General features: G+C 62.5%; 20 protein-coding genes and 1 pseudogene. 5 read left to right on the forward strand and 16 right to left on the reverse strand.

The genetic code is table 11. The features are described from left to right. Nucleotides 1–49: 49 nt before the first annotated feature. Nucleotides 50–532: a YajQ family cyclic di-GMP-binding protein gene (locus BN1133_RS06950; protein WP_050665817.1), complete on the reverse strand. Its 483-nt coding sequence runs from the start codon at nucleotides 530–532 to the stop codon at nucleotides 50–52. Nucleotides 533–733: 201 nt separating this feature from the next. Here BN1133_RS06950 and BN1133_RS06955 point away from each other — a divergent pair, with 201 nt between their 5' ends. Together BN1133_RS06955 and BN1133_RS06960 are read left to right on the forward strand one after the other, a co-directional pair. Further along, nucleotides 734–1,654 (forward strand): ketopantoate reductase family protein, encoded by a 921-nt coding sequence (locus BN1133_RS06955; RefSeq protein ID WP_050665818.1) that lies wholly within the window; start codon nucleotides 734–736, stop codon nucleotides 1,652–1,654. 16 nt (nucleotides 1,655–1,670) lie between these two features. Then, nucleotides 1,671–2,228: a DJ-1 family glyoxalase III gene (locus BN1133_RS06960; protein WP_050665819.1), complete on the forward strand. Its 558-nt coding sequence runs from the start codon at nucleotides 1,671–1,673 to the stop codon at nucleotides 2,226–2,228. Here the strand turns inward: BN1133_RS06960 and alsS are convergent. After that, a complete protein-coding gene (alsS, locus tag BN1133_RS06965; RefSeq protein ID WP_050665820.1) occupies nucleotides 2,225–3,895 on the reverse strand; it encodes an acetolactate synthase AlsS in 1,671 nt (556 codons plus the stop codon). The two genes, BN1133_RS06960 and alsS, sit on opposite strands and share 4 nt — an antisense overlap. Before the next feature lie 17 nt (nucleotides 3,896–3,912). After that, on the reverse strand, nucleotides 3,913–4,704 hold the full coding sequence (budA, locus tag BN1133_RS06970; RefSeq protein ID WP_050665821.1) for an acetolactate decarboxylase: 792 nt from the start codon (nucleotides 4,702–4,704) through the stop codon (nucleotides 3,913–3,915). 109 nt (nucleotides 4,705–4,813) lie between these two features. Between budA and BN1133_RS06975 the strand changes: the two genes are divergently transcribed. Beyond that, on the forward strand, nucleotides 4,814–5,722 hold the full coding sequence (locus tag BN1133_RS06975; RefSeq protein ID WP_050665822.1) for a LysR family transcriptional regulator: 909 nt from the start codon (nucleotides 4,814–4,816) through the stop codon (nucleotides 5,720–5,722). Nucleotides 5,723–5,729: 7 nt separating this feature from the next. On the opposite strand, the gene tyrS is transcribed toward BN1133_RS06975, so the two are convergent. Beyond that, nucleotides 5,730–6,929: a tyrosine--tRNA ligase gene (tyrS, locus tag BN1133_RS06980; RefSeq protein ID WP_005349086.1), complete on the reverse strand. Its 1,200-nt coding sequence runs from the start codon at nucleotides 6,927–6,929 to the stop codon at nucleotides 5,730–5,732. Between the two features lie 111 nt (nucleotides 6,930–7,040). Between tyrS and BN1133_RS06985 the strand changes: the two genes are divergently transcribed. Then, nucleotides 7,041–8,318: a peptidoglycan DD-metalloendopeptidase family protein gene (locus tag BN1133_RS06985; protein ID WP_050665823.1), complete on the forward strand. Its 1,278-nt coding sequence runs from the start codon at nucleotides 7,041–7,043 to the stop codon at nucleotides 8,316–8,318. Beyond that, nucleotides 8,315–9,424 carry an anhydro-N-acetylmuramic acid kinase gene (locus BN1133_RS06990; RefSeq protein ID WP_050665824.1) on the forward strand — a complete coding sequence of 370 codons (1,110 nt, stop codon included), beginning with the start codon at nucleotides 8,315–8,317 and terminating at the stop codon, nucleotides 9,422–9,424. The genes BN1133_RS06985 and BN1133_RS06990 overlap by 4 nt, the downstream gene beginning before the upstream one ends. Nucleotides 9,425–9,466: 42 nt before the next feature. Here the strand turns inward: BN1133_RS06990 and BN1133_RS06995 are convergent, their stop codons facing one another. The 12 genes and pseudogenes from BN1133_RS06995 to BN1133_RS20295 form a co-directional block, all read right to left on the reverse strand. After that, nucleotides 9,467–10,162, reverse strand: coding sequence for a DUF3334 family protein (locus tag BN1133_RS06995; RefSeq protein WP_050665825.1), 696 nt, complete (start codon nucleotides 10,160–10,162; stop codon nucleotides 9,467–9,469). 113 nt (nucleotides 10,163–10,275) lie between these two features. After that, complete coding sequence (locus tag BN1133_RS07000; protein ID WP_050665826.1) at nucleotides 10,276–10,701, reverse strand: HIT domain-containing protein; 426 nt, start codon at nucleotides 10,699–10,701, stop codon at nucleotides 10,276–10,278. 57 nt (nucleotides 10,702–10,758) lie between these two features. Next, nucleotides 10,759–11,352, reverse strand: a complete 594-nt coding sequence (locus tag BN1133_RS07005) for a DUF2057 family protein (protein ID WP_050665827.1) — start codon at nucleotides 11,350–11,352, stop codon at nucleotides 10,759–10,761. Between the two features lie 90 nt (nucleotides 11,353–11,442). Further along, entirely contained in the window at nucleotides 11,443–12,378 is a 936-nt protein-coding gene (locus BN1133_RS07010) for an ABC transporter permease (protein WP_050665828.1), read from the reverse strand. 2 nt (nucleotides 12,379–12,380) lie between these two features. Beyond that, nucleotides 12,381–13,355, reverse strand: coding sequence for an ABC transporter permease (locus tag BN1133_RS07015; protein ID WP_050665829.1), 975 nt, complete (start codon nucleotides 13,353–13,355; stop codon nucleotides 12,381–12,383). A gap of 91 nt (nucleotides 13,356–13,446) precedes the next feature. Next, the gene (locus BN1133_RS07020) at nucleotides 13,447–15,003 is read right to left on the reverse strand and encodes an ABC transporter substrate-binding protein (protein WP_050665836.1); all 1,557 of its coding nucleotides are present in this window, start codon (nucleotides 15,001–15,003) and stop codon (nucleotides 13,447–13,449) included. A gap of 27 nt (nucleotides 15,004–15,030) precedes the next feature. Then, complete coding sequence (locus BN1133_RS07025) at nucleotides 15,031–16,755, reverse strand: dipeptide ABC transporter ATP-binding protein (protein WP_050665830.1); 1,725 nt, start codon at nucleotides 16,753–16,755, stop codon at nucleotides 15,031–15,033. Nucleotides 16,756–17,242: 487 nt separating this feature from the next. Further along, nucleotides 17,243–17,725: a phosphatidylglycerophosphatase A family protein gene (locus tag BN1133_RS07030; protein ID WP_050665831.1), complete on the reverse strand. Its 483-nt coding sequence runs from the start codon at nucleotides 17,723–17,725 to the stop codon at nucleotides 17,243–17,245. Next, a complete protein-coding gene (thiL, locus tag BN1133_RS07035; RefSeq protein WP_050665832.1) occupies nucleotides 17,722–18,681 on the reverse strand; it encodes a thiamine-phosphate kinase in 960 nt (319 codons plus the stop codon). Before thiL ends, BN1133_RS07030 begins: the two co-directional genes overlap by 4 nt. 54 nt (nucleotides 18,682–18,735) lie before the next feature. Then, on the reverse strand, nucleotides 18,736–19,149 hold the full coding sequence (gene nusB / locus BN1133_RS07040) for a transcription antitermination factor NusB (protein WP_050665833.1): 414 nt from the start codon (nucleotides 19,147–19,149) through the stop codon (nucleotides 18,736–18,738). A 14-nt stretch (nucleotides 19,150–19,163) separates the two neighbouring features. After that, complete coding sequence (gene ribH, locus BN1133_RS07045; protein WP_050665834.1) at nucleotides 19,164–19,634, reverse strand: 6,7-dimethyl-8-ribityllumazine synthase; 471 nt, start codon at nucleotides 19,632–19,634, stop codon at nucleotides 19,164–19,166. Between the two features lie 394 nt (nucleotides 19,635–20,028). Further along, nucleotides 20,029–20,466 (reverse strand): annotated as a pseudogene (locus tag BN1133_RS20295) (alpha-amylase family glycosyl hydrolase); the annotation flags it as partial.

The following is a 20,466-nucleotide window of genomic DNA, read 5'->3' on the forward strand; positions in this document are numbered from 1 at the left end:
TTTTATTGCCCCTGATAAGCAAGGGGGCAGTGCCCTGCCCCCTTGATACTCAGTCGCGGAAGTTCTGGAACTGGAACGGCTGATCCAGTTCGGCACCGCGAATGAGCGCGATGGCCTCCTGCAGATCGTCACGCTTCTTGCCGGTGACGCGCACCTCGTCGCCCTGGATGGCGGCCTGCACCTTGATCTTGGAGTCCTTGATCAGCTTCACCAGCTTCTTGGCGGTCTCCTTCTCGATCCCCTGCTTAAAGCTCACCTCGAGGGAGAAGCGCTTGCCGGAGTGGACCGAGTCCCCCACCGTCATGGAGTTGGTATCTATGCCCCGCTTGATGAGCTTCTCGCGCAGGATGTCGACCATCTGCTTGAGCTGAAAATCGGCGTCCGCCTCCAGCTTCACCACTTCCTTGCTGAGGGTGAACGAGGCCTCGACACCACGAAAATCGAAGCGGGTCGAGAGCTCGCGGTTGGCGTTGTCCACCGCGTTCAACACCTCGTTCATCTGGACTTCGGACACAATATCGAATGACGGCATCTGGGCCTCCTCATCTAATCTGAATCGCAGGGGGCACACTCTACCAAAATCCCGCCAAAAAAGCTGACCCCACTTTGCCCCCTTGCTAGAATGCCACCCCGAAGCATGATGGATAAGCCCCATACAGGGCCATTGCTCACGTACCACCATCAGGCGGCCGATCGGCAGGAGCCGGGTCCCCGCCCGCATAACGAGAATTCGATGCCACGCAGCAATACACTCCCCCCCCTCTGGACCCTGCTCGGTGCCGGCGCCCTCGGCGGTGTCTTCGCCAGCCTGCTCTCCCAAAGCGGCCAGGGAGTACGTCTCATGGTGCGCGACAGCCAGCGTTCGCGCCTGCACCCGACCCTGGACTTCACCGCCCTGGATGGCTCGGCGCATCTGCTCCCCATCCCGCGCTGCTTCGCCAGCGACGGCGCCACGACCCGCCGCCTGCTGGTGATGACCAAGGCCGGTCAGGTGGTCGAGGCGCTGCGCCCTCTGCAGGGAATACTCGGGCGCGAGGTGCCCATAGTGCTGCTGCACAATGGCATGGGAATCGCCGAACAAGTGGCCGAGCTGTTCCCCGACAATCCCTTGCTGGTGGGGGTAACCAGCCACGGAGCCATGCGCGGTCAGCACTACAGCTTTCGCCATACCGGCAAGGGAGAGACCTGGATCGGCCCCTTCAATGAGGCGGGTCGCCAACACCGCCATATCGCCGATGACCTGGCCCGAGCCCTCGGCCAAGCCGAATGGGACGAGCAGATCCAGCGTCGTCAGTGGCAAAAGCTCGCCATCAACTGCATGATTAATCCGCTTACCGCCCTGCACAGGGTCAAGAATGGCGAGCTCTCCACCCCCCGCTTTGGCGACGCCCTGACCCAGCTCTCGGTGGAGCTGGCCGACGTGATGCAGGCAGAGGGGATGGAAGCGGGCGCCGACGAACTGCTGCGCCGGGCCCTCACAGTGGCAGAGCTGACGGCGGATAACCACTCCTCCATGTTGCAAGACAGGGAGGCAGGACGCGTCACCGAGATCGACGCCATCACGGGCTATCTGCTGGCGCGCGCCGACCATCACGGCATCGCCGTGCCGGTTAACCGCAGCCTGTTTGAGGCCATTTCACAAAAAGCAGGCTGATGCCTGGGAGGCAGGGATGAAGGCAGTGGTCCTGATGGGGCCGGGCTCGGAGGAGATCGAGACCGTGACCCTGGTCGATGTGCTGGTGCGTGGTGGCGTGGCGGTGACGCTCGCCTCCTGCGCCCAGGATGGTGCGCTCACCCTCACCGCCTCGCGCGGAGTGAAGATAGTGACCGATGGCCATGTGCGGGATCTGCCCGATGAGCCCTGGGATCTGGTGGCGGTGCCGGGGGGGGTGCCCGGCAGCGAGGCCATTCGCGACAGCGATGAGGCTATCGCCCTGCTGCGCCGTCAAGCCGCCGCGGGGCGCTGGCGCGCCGCCCTGTGCGCCGCTCCCGCTTTGGTGCTGGCCCACCACGACCTGATAGGTAGCGCCCGCGTCACCTGCCACCCGGGCTTTCAGGAGCGGCTGCCCGCCGCCCAGCTGAGCACAGACAGGGTGGTTGTCGATCGGACGCATCGCCTCATCACCAGCCAGGGGCCGGGCACCAGCCTCGAATTCGCCCTGACCATCCTCGCCGAGCTGAGAGGAGACGATCTGGCGCGCCAGGTCGCCGCCCCCATGGTGGTCTAGGCCATCACCTCGGGACTCAACTGGGCCATCAGGCTCGGGTTGTCCGAGTAATCCACCGGAATGGCCACCACGGCCGGCCCGTCGACCTCCAGCGCCGCCCTCAGGGTGGCGCGCAGGGTGTCGGCCGACCTCACCGCAAATCCCGCCGCCCCGAACGACTCGGCATAGCGCTTGAAGTCGATGGGACCGAACGCCACCCCCGAGGTGCGCCGGTATTTCTGCTCCTCCTGCATCGCCACCATGTTGTAGCCGTTATCGACCCAGATGATGTGCAAGATGTTGCTGCCAAGGCGTACCGCCGTCTCCAGCTCCATGCTCGACTGCATGAAACTGCCGTCCCCTGATACCGACACCACCTTCTCCCCCGGCCGTACCATGGTCGCACCAATAGCCCAGGGCAGTGCGATCCCCATGGTCTGCTGACCGTTGGAGATAAGCACCTGGCGGGCCCGAAAGCTGTAGAGATAGCGGGCGATCCAGATGTGGAAGCTGCCCATGTCGACGCACAGGGTCATGTCGCCACGCACCAGATCCTGCAGCTCGCGCACGATGCGCAAGGGGTGCACCGGCATGCCGTGCAGATCGTCGGCGCGCAGGGCCAATCGCAGCCGCTGCTGACGGACGCCATGCAGCAGGCGTTGAACCTCGGTAGTACGCTCCTTGGGATGACCCAGGGTGTGTGTCAGTCGCTGCAGGTTGGCGCTGATCGACCCCACCAGCTCGCCATTCGGGCAGTAGCAGCTGTCGATCTCCGCCGGCAGCACGTCGATGTGCAGGATGCGCCGCGAACGATCCCCATTCCACAGCACGGGATCGTACTCGATGGGGCTGTACCCGATGCAGATCACCAGATCCGCCCCCGCCAGTAACTGATCACCCGGTTGGTTGTTAAACAGGCCGACCCGGCCGGCAAAGTCATCGAAGTGCTCGCTGTCGACCACCCCGGCCGCCTGGTAAGTGCCGGTGACTGGCAAACGCACCTTGTCGAGAAAGGCGCGCACCGCCTCGGCGGTGGAAGGCCGGCTCGCCATCAGACCGAGCAGCACCACCGGATTGTCCGCCTCACTGATGAGAGCGAGCGCCTGCTCCAGATTACGCTCATCGGCACAGCCGGGCTCGGGCACCTCGCGCGGCACCAGCACCCGCCCCTGCACCGGCTTGTTGATGATGTCCATCGGCAGGCTGACAAAGGCCGCCCCCGGTCGCCCCAGTTCGGCAGCACGAAACGCATTGGCCATCACCTCGCAGAGCGCCGCGCCACTGCTAACCTGAGCGCTGAACTTGGTGACCGGCCGACACAGGTTCACCGTATCGAGACTCTGATGGGTGAGCTTGAGGCCATCGGCCCGCCGTACCGCCCCTCCCAGGGCGACCATGGGGTCCCCCTCGGACGTGGCGGTGGCGAGCCCGGTCACCAGGTTGGTGCAACCCGGCCCCGAGGTGACCAGCGCCACTCCCGCCTTGCCGGTCAAGCGCCCCACCGCCGCCGCCATGAAGGCCGCGTTGGCCTCGTGGCGCACCACTATGGTCTCGATGGGCGACTCCTCCAGGGCGTCGAATACCCGATCAATCTTGGCGCCCGGGATGCCGAACACCTGTCTGACTCCTTGCGCCTCAAGGTGGCGCACCACCAGCTGGGCGCCACACTGCCACTGCGTGTTTTCCATCGAATCCTCCTTGTGTGTCAGCCTTCGGCGGCGCGGATCGCCCGATCCAGTTCGGCCGGGCAGAGGTTGGCGCCCCGAAAAGCGGTGTCGGGCGACAGTGTCAGATTGAGATGGCGCACCACACAGAGGCGCAGCGTACCGTGCGCCATGGCGTAGTCGAGCAGGTGGCCTCCGCAGCAGCGATCCTCTGTGATCATGTGCTCATGAAATCCCGCCACGTTGATCCCCTGCACGAAAGGGGGGCAGCGAAAGCCAACCAGGGTTCCCTCCACCCCGGCCAGGCGAAACAGCGGCTGCGCCTCGATGGCCTCCAGCATGGGCTTATAGGGTGGGCTCTGGCGCGGCACTGTGCGCACCTTGGCGGTTTCGAATCGACCATCGAGACGCAGGGCCACGAAGACATTGTCCGACCCCACCAGGCGATCGACCCACTGGTGGATCTCATCCCGGCTCAGGGGGTGGTCGAAGTGCCGCTCCAGGCAGGGGCGAAACTGGGTCATCACGGCGAACGGCGTCTTCTGCCAGGGATCGGCCCGACGCGCGGAGCCGTCGGCTTTCAGCTGATGGATCTGCCGCTCGAAGGCGATCAGCTCCCCGTCGAGGTGGTTGAAGGTGCCGAGACCAAAGTCTCCATGGTGCAGAAGCTCACTCATGGTGGTCTCCCCCTCGTAAACGCCGGCCAGCAGGGCGCTCATCAGGGAGCTCTGATAGATCACACCCTCATCCTGATGGCGGCGCCAGCGGTCAAACTGGCGACTCACCTCAAGCGCGCAGCTATCCTGGCTGTCAGATACGGCAATCTCTCCCATTTGAGTTTCACCTCTCGATCTCGTCCTGTTACTGTTCGGAGTCAATGGTGACCCATTTCACACTCCGATGACCAATACTCAGCACCCACGACTTCGAGACGCCTTCGATATGGAACTGCGAACCCTCAGATACTTCATGACGGTGGCTAAGCTGCGCAGCTTCACCCGCGCCGCCGAGCGCCTCGGCATGGCTCAACCGCCCCTGAGCCAGCAAATTCGCAAGTTGGAGGAGGGGTTGGGCACTCCCCTGCTGCGCCGCCTGACCCGCAGCGTCGAGCTCACCGAAGCGGGCGAGAGCCTCTATCAAGATGCGGCCCGCATCCTGTCCCTGGCGGAAGGGGCACGTCAGCGGGTCGAACGCATCGCCCGCGGCGAGGCGGGGGTCCTGCGTATCGGTTTCGCCGGCTCCACCGTGCTCCATCCGGCGGTGCTGGCCTTGCTGCACGACTTTCGCGAGCGCCACCCCGAGGTCATGCTCACTCCCCAGGAGGGGAGCATGCCGGGGTTGGTCGCCGCCCTCTACGACGAGCGGCTCGACGCCGCCATTCTTCGCCTGCCGTGCAGCGCCAGTGCCGACCTGGCGCATCACCTGATTGAGCGCGAACCACTGGTGATCGCCCTGCCCGCCCGGCATCCCCTGGCCGGTGCCGATGCTCTGGCCATGCATCAGCTGCGCGATGAGTCCTTTATCCTGTTCCCGCGCGACATAGGTCCCGGTCTCTACGACGGGGTGATCGGCCTGTGCCAGGGGGCCGGCTTTGTGCCACGGCTCGGCCACGAGTGCCCCCAGGTGATCTCGACGGTAGGCATGGTGCAGGCGGGGTTTGGCATCACGCTGGTGCCGCGCTCGGTGGCAGCCCTGCATCCCCAAGGAGTGAGCTATCACCCTGTGCTGGGAGGGGGGCTCATCACCGAGGTGAGCCTGGCCACCCGCCCCCACCCGCGCAGCGCGGCCCTGCGCCGGCTCATTTGTCAGATACAAAAAAGGCCTCCCGAAGGAGGCCTCTTGGCAAGGTAAGCACCGCTTACGCCAGGGTGATGCGCGCGAACTTGCGCTTGCCCACCTGATAGACGGCGGTACCGGCACCCAGCAGCGCCTTGCCGTCATCCAGCTTCTCGCCGTCGATCTTGACCGCCCCCTGCTTGATCATGCGCAGGGCCTCGGAGGTGGTCTCCACCAGGCCGGCCTCCTTGAGCAGGTTGGCCACCGGCATCCCCTCCCCTTCCAGGGCCAGGGTCAGCTCCGGCATCTCGTCCGGGATGGCGTTCTTGGAGAAGCGCTGGGTGAAGTCCTCGTGAGCCGCCTCGGCCGCCGCCTCGTCGTGGTAACGGGCGATGATCTCCTTGGCCAGCCAGATCTTCACGTCACGCGGGTTGAGGGTACCGGCCTCGATGCCCGCCTTGAACCCTTCGATGTCGCTCAGGGGACGGAAGGAGAGCAGCTCGTAGTAGTTCCACATCAGGGTGTCGCTGATGGACATGATCTTGCCGAACATCTCGTTCGGGGCATCGTGCACACCGATGTAGTTATTGGCCGACTTGGACATCTTCTTGACCCCGTCCAGCCCCACCAAGAGTGGCATCATCAGCACACACTGGGTCGCCATGCCGGCGTCCTTTTGCAGCTCGCGCCCCATCAGCAGGTTGAACTTCTGGTCGGTACCGCCCAGCTCGACGTCGGCCTTGAGGGCCACAGAGTCATAGCCTTGCAGCAGCGGGTAGAGGAACTCGTGAATGGCGATGGACTGACCGCCGGCGTAGCGCTTCTTGAAGTCGTCGCGCTCGAGCATGCGGGCCACGGTCTGCTTGGCCGCCAGCTTGATCATGCCGGTCGCCCCCAGCTCCTTGAGCCAGCTGGAGTTGTACTCGATACGGGTCTTGGCCGGGTCGAGGATCTTGAACGCCTGCTCGGCGTAGGTCATGGCGTTGTGCTTGATCGCCTCTTCGGAGAGCGGCGGACGGGTGGCGTTCTTGCCGGAGGGGTCCCCCACCAGGGCGGTGAAGTCACCGATGAGCAGGATCACCTCATGGCCCAAATCCTGGAAAGTCTTCAGCTTGTTGAGGATGACGGTGTGGCCCAGGTGAATGTCCGGGGCGGTCGGATCCATCCCCAGCTTGATGCGCAGCGGGCGCCCTTCCTTCAACTTGGCAACCAGTTCCTCTTCAACCAGGATCTCTTCTGCTCCGCGTTTGATCTCGGCCAGCGCCATCTCGAGCTGGGACATGTTTTGACTCTCCAATCACGTTTCCACAAGACCGCTCATCTTACTGGAATGGCAGGACAATTGGAAAGCCTGTAAAATCGCGGCATTGTGCTCGTTTGTCCCCCCTTTTTCATGGCTATCTGGAACGCCTTTATTAACCTCCCCCATTGGCACCGCCGAATGGTGCTGATCGTGGGAATTCTGACCATGATGCTGGCCATCTGGCCGAGCGAGCGTGTCGAAGCGATTCGCACCGTGTCCGAACCGTCGCCGCCCCCTCAGCTCGTGCCATCCGGGCCGGTGGCGCCCGTCAAGCCCAAGTTGGTGACCCGCAATGTCACGGTACGCAGCGGGGATAACATGGGCGTCATCTTCCAGCGCCTTGGCCTCGACAGCGGCGATCTGCACACCATCGATCAGCTGGCAGCGGCAGAGCCATTGCGCCGCCTCAAGCCCGGCGACGAGCTCACCTTCAAGCTGACCCCGCAAGGGGATCTCCACAGCCTCTATTACCCCCATAGCCTGGATCAGACCCTCAGGGTGAGCCGGGATGGAGAGCGTTTCGCGGCCCGCCACCTCAAGATTGACCTCGATACCCGCGAGAGCCTGGCTCAGGGGGAGATCCGCGCCAGCTTCTGGGGCTCGGCGGTGGAGGCCGGCCTGGACGAGCCGCAGATCATGAGTCTGGCCACCATCTTCGGCTGGGATATCGACTTTGCCCAGGACCTGCAACCGGGCGATCGCTTCACCGTCATCTACCAGGACAAATACCGGGACGACGAGCGGGTCGCCGCCGGCGACATACTGGCCGCCGAGTTCGTCAATCAGGGGGAGCGCTATCGCGCCATTTTGGGGGAGGATGGTACCTACTACACCCCGGAGGGAAAGGCGATGCGCAAGAGCTTCCTGCGCGCACCGGTCAACTTCCGCTACATCAGCTCCAACTTCAACCCGCGCCGCCTGCATCCGGTCACCGGCAAGGTTCGCCCCCATAACGGCATCGACTATGTGGCACCTGTGGGTACCCCCATCATGGCCTCCGGCTCCGGCAACGTGGTGGCCGCCGGTTACAACCAGTTCAACGGTAACTACGTCTTCATCCGCCACGACAGCACCTATGTCACCAAGTACCTGCACCTCTCCAAGCGCATGGTCAACAAGGGGCAGAGGGTCAAACAGGGTGAGACCATCGGCCTGCTGGGTGGCACCGGGCGCGTCACAGGCCCGCACCTGCACTACGAGTTTCTGGTGGCGGGTGTGCACAAGAATCCACGCACCGTCACCCTGCCCAAGGCCGAGGCACTGGCAGGACGGGAGCTCAAGGCGTTTCGCGCCAGCAGCGCCCCCCTGCTCGCCCGCCTCGACAGTCCGGGGGATGACAGATTGGCCATGAGCCGGGAGAAACCATGAGAGAGCGCTACATAGGACTCATGTCCGGCACCAGCATGGATGGCATCGATGCGGTGCTGATACGCCGCAGCCCCTCCCAAGGCGACCAGACGTGCTGGGAGGTAGAGAGTGCCCTGTGCCACCCCTGGCCCACCACAGTGGTCGACGAGCTGCATGCGCTCTGCATGCCCGGAGAGAACGAAATAGACAGGCTCGGGGTCGCCGATAACCGGGTGGCCGACGAGTTTGCCGCCGCCACCCTGGCCCTGCTGGCCAAGGCGGGGCTGACGGCGAATGACATCAGGGCCATCGGCTCCCACGGTCAGACGGTACGCCACCGACCCGAGCTCGGTTTCACCCTGCAGATCGGCAATGGCCACCGGCTGGCCGCCCTGACAGGGATCGACGTGGTGGCCGATTTTCGCACCATGGACATGGCCCTGGGCGGTCAGGGGGCCCCCCTGGTGCCCGCCTTCCATCAGGCCTGTTTTGCCAGCCAGACAGAGCCTCGCGTAGTCCTCAACATCGGCGGCATCGCCAACCTCTCGGTGCTGCCGGGCCCCCCTGAGGGGGTCTACGGCTTCGATACAGGCCCGGGTAACACCCTGCTCGACGGCTGGCACCGGCGCCACCGGGGCGGCAGCTTCGATGCCGGCGCGGCCTGGGCCTCTGAGGGAGAGGTGCACGAGGCGCTGCTCGGGGAGCTGCTTGCCCACCCCTACTTCGCCCAGCCCCACCCCAAGAGCACGGGGCGCGAGACCTTTACCCTGGCCTGGCTCGATCACTTGCTCACCGGATACCCCGCACTGGCGCCGGCCGATGTGCAGCGGACCCTGCTGGAGCTGACCGCCCGCTCCATTGCCGATGCTCTGCCGGCCCGGGCAGGCTCACTCTTCGTCTGCGGCGGCGGGGCCCATAACCCGCTTCTGATGGCTCGCCTGGCAGCCCTGTCACCCCGCTGGCAGATAGCGGACACCTGTGCCCTCGGCATCCACCCGGACTGGGTCGAAGGTGCAGCCTTCGCCTGGCTGGCGCAGCGCTTTCTCGCCCGTGAGCCCGGCAATTTGCCGGCGGTGACGGGAGCCGCACGCCCCGCCGTACTTGGCGCCCTCTTTCCTGCCCCTTAAAACGAAAAAGGCCACCTCGCGGTGGCCTCTTGCTATGAGGGATCAGATCCCGAGTGAGTCGAGCAGATCGTCGTGATCGCCCCCCCCTGCGGCAGCCGGCGCCGGGGCGGCAGGCTTGGCCTGGTTGGCCTGGGCGATCAGCTCGTCCGGATCGATCTCCTCGTGCACCTCCCCATCGTGAATCTTGATGAACTCGGTACGGTCCATGGCAAGCTCCAGGTAGAAGATGTTGTTATTGGAGGTAAAGAAGGTGACTCGGCGAGACTCGGGATGGTCCAGATTGGTGTCGACACTCAGCATCACCTGCTTGTTAAGAGCCAGCATCTTGGGCTGGTTCTGGGTGATGTGAGTCTGCAGCTCACGCCCGACCTTGCCGGTGAAGCTGCCGACGATCTGGTTCATCAACTCACCCATCACATTGCTCACCTCATCCGAGGTGTGAGAGATGGCCAGATCCTCCTTGGAGAGCCCCATGCTCAACATGTAGTTTTGATAGAGCTCCATGGCGGCGGCGGCGGAGAAGTTGATCACCACCAGGCCGGAGAAACCACCGTCGAACAGCACGAAGCAACCGATATCGGGCTTGAGGCAGGTCTTGCTGATGCGCTGTACCATGCCGGAGAAACGGACCTGGCTCTGGGTAGCGGCACTGAGTACACCGGTTACCGAATGGCAGAGGCTGAGCAGCACATCCTCTGTGGTCAATACCCGGGACTCTTCATCTTTGTTAAACATCATGTGACATCCTGAACACGTTGCGGTGGGACTATCTATACCATAGTCCCGCTTTGCCCGGAGCGAGATCATGGACAGGCCGAGATCTGGCTCCCAGTTGAGGCCTGCATCACCAATCAGGCCGATACGAACCCCTCTACCCCCACCAGGCGGTGTTGCCAGAGGGCCACCTGCTTCTCGAGTCCGGCCTCCTCATAGGGTTGCGCCGGCTTGGCCCCCCAGATGGGGCCCGGCCAGGCGGCGTCGCCGGTGAAACGAGCCACATGGTGCAGGTGCAGCTGGGGCACCAGGTTACCGAGAGCGCCGATATTGATCTTGTCCGGCTGCAGGCTCGCCTCCATCAGGGCGGCAACGGCACAGGACTCACGCATCAGCTGCTGGCGGTCGGCCTCAGCCAGATGGTGGATCTCGCGCAAGTTGTCGATGCGCGGCACCAGGATGAGCCAGGGGTAGTTGCTATCGCGCGACAGCAACACGCGGCAGAGGGGAAGGTCGCCCAGTACCCGGGTGTCGGCGGCGAGGCGGGGATGCAGTTCAAACATGGAGAGGACTCCGGTGGACACAAGACTGCGCCCACCATACTGCAAGGGAGGAGGAACTCAAAGCTGATTGGCGGCCCAGCCGATGAAGCGGCGCTTGAGGGCAGGATCGGCGCCGAGGAAGAGGCGCTGCAACTCGGCCTCCAGGGTGTCGGCAGGCGCCGTGGCAGACACGACGCCGGTGGCGGCCCAAGCGGCCTTGCCGGTGCCGCGGTTGTAGTCGTCCAGCTTGCCACTCCAGTCCACCCCGATCTGCAGGCCGCTCACGGCCAGCTCGTCTTGTACCAGGATCACCGGCTGGCCGGCGCCGTCGTGCAGGGTCAGCACCGGGTGCTCGGCAAAGCGCGCCTTGTCGCCCCGCTCATCCGGCAATCCCGTCAGTTGCAGGCTGGTGTTGCTCGCCTCGAAGCGCAGCACCTGGGGACGGGAGCGGTAGTGGCGATCACTCTCGCTCGAGCTGCGGCTCTCCTCTACGCCGTCATACTGCAGCAGAAGCTGATTGACCCCGTCAGGCAGGGTCACGCTCTGCCCCTGCGCGTGGCCTTGAGCGGAGCCAAGCAGTACCAGGTCGTCAGGAAGAGTGAGGCGCACTTCGGCCTGCGCGGGGGCGGCGCAGAGGGCGGTGAGGCAGAGTGCGGCCAGGGAACGTTTCATGGTGACATCCTTCTGTCATGGGGCTGGCAGGCACCTTACCCCTTCAAGATGACAGAAAGATAACAGGGCCCGCAGGCCCTGTTGGAAGGATTATCCCTTGTAGATCTTGGGGTTGAACACGTCTCGCAACCAGTCACCGAGCAGGTTGATGACCAGCACCAGCAGCACCAGACAGATGCCCGGGAAGGCGGTGATCCACCAGGAGCCGGAGAAGATGTAGTTAAAGCCCACGCTGATCAGCGACCCCAGCGACGGCTGGTCCACCGGCATACCAAGGCCCAGGAAGGAGAGGGCCGCCTCGCTCATGATGGCGTTGGCCACCTGCACGGTCGAGATCACCAGGATCGGCGACAGACAGTTGGGCAGGATGTGGCGAAACATGATGCGCGGGGCACGAAAGCCCATCACCTTGGCCGCCTCCACATACTCCTTCTTCTTCTCGGCCAGTACCGAGGCGCGCACGGTACGGGCGTACTGGGGCCACTCGGCCACGCCGATGATCACCACCAGCATCAGGATGGCGTACTGAGAGAAGAAATCAGAGCCAAAGGCCGCCTGAAAGATGGCCGAGACGATGATGGCCACCATCATGGTGGAGAACGACAACTGCACGTCGGCGAAGCGCATCAACAGGTTGTCGATGCGACCGCCGAAGTAACCGGCCATGAGTCCGATCACCACCCCCAGGGTCATCTGCAGACCCACGGCAAACAGGCCTATGGTGAGCGAGATACGCGAGCCATAGAGGATGGTGCTCCAGATGTCACGCCCCTGGTTATCGGTACCGAGCCAGAAGCGGGGATCGCCCCCCTCCAGCCAGGAGGGCGGGATCTCGGCATCCATCAGATCGAAGCTGGTCTGATCGTACACATTGTGCGGTGCTATCCAGGGGGCCAGCAGGGCGGCCACCACATAGACCAGAAACACCACGAAGCTGAACATCGCCACCTTGTCACGCAGGAAGTAGTAGACGATGTCGGAGTTTTTGAAGCGGGCCCAGCGGCTCGCGGTCACGGCGTGAGTCATGCTTACCCCTTGGCTGTCAGGTTAACGGTCGGGTTGATGAGACCATAGAGGAGGTCCACCAGGGTGTTGGTCACCACGAAGATGAGCCCGACGAAGATGACGTAGGCGGTGATAAGCGGAGTATCAACCCGGTGGATCGCCTCAAGAAACAGAAACCCCGTTCCCGGCCACTGGAACACGCTCTCGGTCAGTATGGTGTAGGCCACCATGGTGCCGATCTGCACGCCACCGACGGTAATGACCGGCAGCATGGTGTTCTTGAGCGCATGGCGATAGTAGACCTGGTTGTCATCGAGCCCCTTGGCCCGGGCAAATTTCACATACTCGGAGGAGAGCTGCTCGAGCATCTCTGAGCGTACCAGCCGGATAAACAGGGGCAGCATGATGGAGGAGAGGGCCACACTCGGCAGGATCAGGTGCAAGATACCGTCCAGAGTGAAGAAGCCCGACTCCCATCCCAGCACGTTGGCGGTCTCGCCGCGACCATAGGCCGGCAGCCAGCCCAGGTGGATGGAGAAGAGGTACATCAACATGATGGCGGTGAGGAACACAGGGATAGAGATGCCGATGCTGCTCGCCCCCATGATGATCTTGGTCAGTATGCTGCGCGGGCGAATGGCGGAATAGACCCCGAGCGGAATCGAGACGAAGACGATGATGAGAGAAGCCCCGAAGACCAGCTCCAGGGTCGCTACCAGCTTGTCGAGGATCACCTCGAGGGCCGGTCGCTTGAAGAAGTAGGAAGTGCCGAGATCCCCGTGAATGGCCCCCTTGAGGAAGCGGGCATATTTCACCAGGAAGGGATCGTTGAGCCCCATCTGATCGCGCAGGATCTGGCGCTGCGCCTCGGACACCGACTGCCCCACCAGCTCGCGCAGGGGGTCACCCAGGTTGTCCTGAATTGAGAAGGCCACCAGGCTGATGACGAACATCACTATGATCGCCTGGTAGAGCCGCTTGAGCAGAAATGTAAACATGCTGGTCCTTCTACGTGGCCTGCTTTATGGGTGCAGGCTTTCCATCAAGGCGGGGGCTCGCGCCCCCGCCGGGTCCTTGGTGGCAGACGCCTTACTGCTTGATGACCAGATCCCCGAAGTAGGGGAAGTTCATCACGTTGACCACCGGCTTGATGTCGGCACTCTTCTTGGCCCCATAGGCGAGGTTTTCCCAGTGCAGGGGCACGAAGGGAGCATCCTCGGCCAGGATCGCCTCGACCTTCTGCAACATGGCGGCACGCTTGGCCGGATCGGTCTCGGCGTTGGCCTCGGTCACCAGCTTGTCAGCCTCGGCGTTGGCATAGCCGGAGCAGTTGTATTGACCCATGCCGGTCTTGGCGTCCTTGCTGAAGGTGAGGAATTCGAAGAAGTTGGCGCTGTCCTCGGTGTCGGAGTGCCAGCCAATCACCTGCATGTCGGCGGCGCACTTGTCAAACTCCGGCCAGTACTGGGCTACCGGCATGGTCTTCAGATCTACCTTGATGTTGATCTTGGAGAGCATGGCGGAGACGGCCTGAGCAATCTTCACATCGTTCACGTAACGACCGGCCGGGGAGATGAAGGAGAGCTTGAGCCCCTTCTCGTAACCCGCTTCCTTCATCAGCGCCTTGGCCTTGGCCAGATCGTAACGGGGGGTCAGTGCCTCGTTATAACCGGCGTAGCCTTTCGGGCTCAACTGCCCTGCCGGGGTACCGAAACCCTTGTTGATCTTCTCGACGATACCCACCTGGTTGATGGCGTAGTCGATGGCCTGGCGTACGCGCTTGTCTTTCAGGGCCGGGTTGGTGTTCTGGTTCAGCTCGATGATGATGGCGCGGGTACCGGAGAGGGTCACCAGCTGGGTGCTTGCCCCCTTCTCGACGCGGTCCAGATCATTCGGGGCGACCGGGTAGATGACGTCCACATCGCCACCCAGCAGGGCGGCCACGCGGGTCGCGTCTTCCTTGATCGGCACCAGGGTCAGGTTTTCGACGTTACCCTTGGAGGCTTTGTCCCAGTAGTTGGGGTTGCAGGCGTAGTCGAGCTTGACCCCCTGCTCGCGGAACTTGACGGTGAACGGACCGGTACCGGAGACGTTGGTGGAGGCAAACGACGCACCATTTTTCACGATCTCGGCCTTGTCCTTACCATCCTCGGTCTTGCCGGTGTAGAACTTGGAGTCCATCGGGAAGATATAGGTGACGGTCTGCAGGATCAGCGGATAGGGGTTCACGGTCACCAGATCGACGGTGTAGTCGTCGACCTTCTTGGCCTCGGCGATGGGATCGAAGATCGCCTTGAAGTCCGGGGAGGCCTTCAGACGGTTGACGGTCCACACCACGTCATCGGCGGTAAAGTCGTTGCCGGAGTGGAACTTGACGCCCTTGCGCAGGTGGAAGCGGACGGTCTTGTCGTCGATGCGCTCGTACTTCTCGGCCAGGCGCGGCTCGAATTGCAGATCTTGCGTCCAGCGCATCAGGGGATCGAACACCAGGTGAGACATCTCCAGGGTCTGGCCGGAGAGCTGCTCCTGGGGATCCAGCGAGGTCGGGTCGGAGGCCACGGCCACCTTGATATCGGCGGCAGAGACATTGAAGGCCAGGCCAGCGGCCAGCAGCGCCATTGCAACCTTGGACATTCCTTTCTTCATCTTGTTCTCCATGCGTATCTCTTTGTTTTAGCTTGCGATTTCCAGCCCCTCGCGGGACATTCCCTTGAACTCCGGCATCAACGAGATCAGCTTGCGGCTGTACTCATGCTCGGCATTGGTAAACAGCTTCTCGGTCTCGGCCACCTCGACCAGATGACCGTGTTTCATCACCCCGATGCGGTCACACATCTGGCGGATGACCGGCAGGTCGTGGCTGATAAACAGCATGGTGAGCCCCAACTCCTGCTGCAGATCCTTGAGCAGGTTGAGGATCTGGGCCTGCACCGACACATCCAGCGCCGAGGTCGGCTCGTCGCAGATGAGGAAACGAGGACGGGTAGCCAGGGCTCGGGCGATCGAGATGCGCTGGCGCTGGCCGCCGGAAAATTCATGGGGATACTTGACTCCGGCCCCGCGGCCGAGCCCCACGTGATCGAGCAGGTCCCCGACGATCTGCTCTATCTGTCGCTCGCTCTGGGCGAGGCGGTGGAAGCGGATCGGCTCGGCGATGATGTCACGCACCTTCATGCGCGGGTTCATCGACGAATAGGGATTCTGGAACACCATCTGCATCTGGCGACGCAGGGGACGGCGCTCGTGCTCACCCTTGAGGGCGGTGAGATCGACCCCCTCAAACACTATCTTGCCGCTGTCGGGCGGATAGAGGCCTGTGATGGCGCGGGCTATGGTGGACTTGCCGGAGCCCGACTCCCCCACCAAACCGAAGGTCTCCCCTTCGAAGATCTCGAAGCTGATGTCGCTGCACGCCTGCACATACTGGCGACGACTCGGGAACAGGGAGTCTTTGGTGACAAACTTGAGATCCACATGCTCGACCCGCAACAGGGCCCCCTCATAGGGGCGCTCATCCTGGGTTTGGCCTAGCCAGTGGGTCTTGAGATCGATGCTGGTGTCGGGGGCACTGGCATCCTCGATGTAGGAGACCAGCGGGAAGCGCACCAGCTTGACATCCGAGCGCGGCACCGCCGAGATGAGGCTGCGGGTATAGGGGTGCTCGGGGGCGCCCAGCACCTGCTCTGTGGTGCCAAACTCCACCAGATCACCGCGATACATCACCACCACCTTGTCGGTGACGTTGGAGACCACCCCCATGTCGTGGGTGACCAGCATGCAGCCCACCTGACGCTCCTTGCACAGGGTGCGAATGAGCTGGAGGATCTGATCCTGGATAGAGACGTCCAGCGCCGTGGTCGGCTCGTCGGCGATGATGAGCTCGGGGTCGCACGACAGGGCGATGGCGATCACCACCCGCTGGCGCATGCCGCCGGAAAACTGGTGCGGATACTGCTTGATGCGCAGCTCCGGACTTGGGATCCCCACCGCCTGCATCAGCTCAAGGGCCTTGTCGAAGGCCTGCTGACGGGTTAGCTCGGTGTTGGCGAGTATGGTCTCGACCAGCTGCCGCTCTACCGTGAACAGGGGGTTCAGGGAGGTCATGGGATCCTGAAAGATGAAGCCGATACGCGAGCCACGGATGGCGCGCATCGCTCCCTGGCCAAGGCCAGAGATGAGTTCTCCATTGAGATAGATATCCCCCCGGGCGATGCGCCCCGGTGGACTCAACAGATCGATGATGGCATTGCCTATGGTGGATTTGCCGGCGCCGGACTCACCGACCACACCGACGATCTCCCCCTTCTCAATGGAGAAAGAGAGATCCTTTACCGCGGCGTGCACCCCGTAGCGGGAGGGGTACTCGATCCGCAGGTTCTTTACTTCGAGCAAGGACATGGTTACCTCTGCGGGGGACATCCGTCCCAAACAAATTCGTCCATAAACAGTCCGCAGATGCCGGATTGGTCTCGAGCCTCGGCAGGCTCACTCCGTGAGACAGGCAAACCAGCGATCCGCGCGGGTTTTTTGCATTTTTTTGGAATAACCCGCCTGTAACCTAAACTGTTTACCCCCCCGTGTAAATGATGGATTTATACAATTCCGTCACCTCGGCATCGACCGAAAGAGTGTAAACAGATAAAAAATCACAATATAAGCAGAAAAACAGCTATAAATCCCACACAATCATGCTCGAGCAGAAATCACTAATAAACAAGAGCACAACAAGCAGAGTGTTTCTCTTTTTTGACAAAAGGATTCTTACGAAGCTTTGTAGTGAATTTTTATTCACAAAGCCTTCTACTTGGCATAGAGCACCAGTGATTAACAATTAATCAGAAAAAAATAGGGGACGCCATGGCGTCCCCTTCTGCCGGATGACCCCTCATCCCCACCAGTGGGCCAATAATTGCATACAGATCAGGGCGAAGAGGCCGGCGATGAGATCATCGAGCATGATGCCGAACCCACCGTGGATGCGGCGATCAAACCAGGAGATGGGCCAGGGTTTGATCACATCGAAGAGGCGAAACAGGGCGAACCCGGCCACCACCCAGGCCCAGCCGGCCGGGGCGGCTATCATGGTAACCCCGAAACCGATGATCTCGTCCCAGACGATCCCCCCGTGATCGGCCATGCCGATGGCATCGGTCGCCACCTGACAGATATGGATGCCGGCCACAAAGCCCACGACCAACAGGGCGATAAACCAGGGGGTAGGCAGGCCGCTCACCAACAGATAGAGGGGGACGGCGACCAGGGTCCCCATGGTTCCCGGGGCCTTGGGGGAGAGGCCGGAGCCAAACCCCACCGCCAGCAGATGGAGGGGGTTGGCAAGGTTAAGACGTTTCAGCTCGGGTTTGATCATGCGAAGTGGTCCCACCCCTTGAGGGTCAGGCTGACCGGCTTGTCGGCCAGCAACCACTCGATTCCCGGCTCACCGGCCAGAATGCGACCGATACGGGTGAACTTGACCCCGCTATGGGCCAGGGCGGTATCGAGCACGCCGCGATGCTCTTCGGGCACGGTGAAGAGGAGTTCGTAGTCGTCGCCGCCGGCCAGGGCCAGCTGCCACGCCTGCTCAGGGGAGACCGCATCCTGCAGCACCGGCGACAGGGGCAAGGCGTCCAGATCGATCTGGGCGCGCACACCGGAGGCGCGCAGCACGTGCCCCAGATCCGACGCCAGTCCGTCGGAGAGATCGAGGGCCGCGTTGGCGATGCCACGCAGGGCCTGACCCGCCAGGATGCGGGGATGAGGGTGATCGAGGCGGGGCAGCACGGCCGCCAGCTGGTTTTCGTTCAGGGTACGTCTGGCCAGCAGGTGGCTCAGGGCCAGGGCGGCGTCACCGAGCGTCCCGGTCACATAGATGCCGTCACCGGCCTTGGCGCCGCTGCGCAGCAGGGCCTTGCCGCTGGGCACAGTTCCCTTGACAGAAACCGTGATGGAGAGTGGGCCACGGGTCATGTCACCGCCGACCAGGGCCACGTTGTAGTACTCGGCGAGCTCCAGAAATCCTTCGGCAAAGCCGGCGACCCAGGGCTCGTTGATGGCGGGCAGGGTCAGGGCCAGGGAGACCCAGCGGGGCTCGGCGCCCATGGCGGCGAGATCCGAGAGGTTCACCGCCAGCGCCTTGTAGCCGAGATCCACCGGGTCCATCTCGGGCAGGAAGTGTACCCCGCTCACCAGGGTATCGGTGCTCACCGCCAGCTGGGTATCGGGAGGCAGGGTCAGCAGGGCACAATCATCCCCCGGCCCCAACACCACATCCTTGCGGTGGTGGGCCACCTTGAAGTACTTGTCGATCAGCTCGAATTCACCCATGCAATAAAAAGCCAGCTTGCGCTGGCTCCTCTCTTATTCGGTTTTGGGCCGCGCTTACTGCTTACCCAGGGATTTGACGACCTTGTCCAGCACACCGTTGACAAACTTGTGGCTGTCTTCGGCGGCGAAGGCCTTGGCCAGCTCGATCGCCTCGTTGATGGCCACACGGGGCGGCACATCATCACGACGGGTCAGCTCGTAGGTAGCCAGGCGCAGGATCGCCTTGTCCACCAGATCCACCTCTTCCAGCGGACGGGAGAGGAAGGGCGAGAAGACCTTGTCCAGATCGTTGCAATACAGCGAAACGCCAAACAGCAGATCGCGGAAGTAGGCGAGATCCACGCCCTTGGTCTCCTGCTCGACCTTGAACTGCTCCTCGATATCGCCCACGTTATCCTTGGTCATCTGCCATTGATAGATGGCCTGGATGGCGAAATGGCGGGCTTTGCGGCGCTCAGACGGTTTCAATCTCTCTCTCCTCGTTACACGTCCAGTTGCTTCAGGACGTTGATCATTTCGAGCGCACTCAGTGCAGCCTCTGCACCCTTGTTACCCGCCTTGGTACCGGCGCGCTCGATGGCTTGTTCGATATTTTCTGTGGTCAGCACGCCAAAGGCGACGGGGATCTCGTACTCCATCATCACCTGGGCCATGCCCTTGCTGTTTTCATTGGCGACCAGATCGAAGTGGTAAGTGCCACCCCGGATCACGGTACCCAGCGCCACAACGGCATTGTACTGGCCGCTCTTGGCCAGCTTCTTGACCGCCAGCGGGATCTCGACAGCACCCGGTACCTTGACCAGGGTGATGTTGTGATCGGCGATCTGGCCCTGACGCTTGAGCACATCAAGGGCGCCTTCTACCAGGCTGTCATTGATGAAGCTGTTGAAACGAGCCACGACGATGGCGACACGCGCCTCGGGGGCGGCAATATTCCCTTCGATAACCTTCATGGGCAGTCCTGTGATAGAGGCCTTGAGTCAAAGTGGGGCACATTCTAGCACAAAGGGTCAGGGACCAAAACCGGCATAACGACTTGCCCGTCTCCCGCCCCAACGTCCCTTCTTGCCGGCAGCGACGCCGCCTCCACACAAGGGAGCTCCGAACGCACCTTCTGATGCAAATATGCCCCCCTCTTTATCTTGGGACATCCACCTTTTTGTATAAGAGACAAACAATCCATCACTGCGGCTCTTGGGGTCTCTAAGAATCTAACGACTGGCTGCTGAGCAGAGGATCGGCGGTCATCATATAGCTGCTGTGGATGCGCAATCCACACGATGGCAATAGCAGTGGGTCATGCAGGAGACGCATGGATGATACGGTGGTATCCAGATGCACAAATAATCAGGTAGCGGGCTGATGACACCGTCGCTGGCCGCAGTGGTGGGCGTAACGCTCTCGCGCCACGCCGTGGCCGATGGCCCGGATGCCGCTTCGCTTAAACAGCCTCACCTGCTTGAGCCAGTCGTCACCGTCGAGTTGCAACCGTTGCAAGATGGGGGAAAGCGCCGCCGGAATATGGCCCCGCTTGTCGTCGCGAATGGCACGGCCAGTCCAGTCAACCAGCGCCAGATAGTCGCTGAAGGTGTAGGGGAGTGACTCGGGTTCCCCCTGCTTGGCAAACGGCAGCAGCAGGGGTGGCAACTCGGTGGTTTTGGCCCTTCCCAGACGCTGGCTGACGCTGGTGTAGTCGCTCTCCTCGGGTCGGTCGGCGAGTTTGGCGCGGATGGGGTTGAGCTCCACATAGGCCATGCAGGCGAGCAGCGCCGACTCCGTCAGCAG

The sequence above is a fragment of the Aeromonas schubertii genome, from assembly GCF_000820105.1.
GTDB classification, from domain to species: domain Bacteria; phylum Pseudomonadota; class Gammaproteobacteria; order Enterobacterales; family Aeromonadaceae; genus Aeromonas; species Aeromonas schubertii.